Below are 351 nucleotides of genomic sequence, written 5' to 3' on the forward strand. Positions count from 1 at the left end.
CGACAATGTCGGCATTKCGGGAATGGAGAAATATATCGACTCGCAGGGGCTGCAGGATCTGAACGGCGCCGGTCTCGCAACCCAGKCGTCGGATCTCAAGCCCGTGGCCCTGTCGATCGACCTGCGCGTGCAGCACCTGCTGCGCGACGAGTTGGTCAAGGGCATGGAGAAGTACCGGGCCATTGCGGCGGCCGGTGCGATCATGGATGTGACGACAGGCGAGATGATCGCCTCGGTGTCCCTGCCCGACTATGACCCGAGCAACCCGGTCGATGCGCAGGAGAAGGACCGTATCAACCGGATCAATGTCGGCGTCTACGAAATGGGCTCGACCTTCAAGGCGCTGACGGT

The 351-nt window shown here is 61.9% G+C and carries 1 protein-coding gene; it reads left to right on the top strand.

Features of this window, described 5'->3' with window-relative positions:
- A partial coding sequence (locus AB4124_RS34145) for a penicillin-binding transpeptidase domain-containing protein (protein ID WP_441975455.1) occupies nt 1–351 on the top strand: 351 nt, incomplete at both ends.

Origin of the sequence: Paenibacillus sp. 2KB_20, assembly GCF_052115765.1 — a bacterium.
In the GTDB taxonomy this organism is placed as follows: Bacteria; Bacillota; Bacilli; order Paenibacillales; family Paenibacillaceae; genus Paenibacillus_AQ.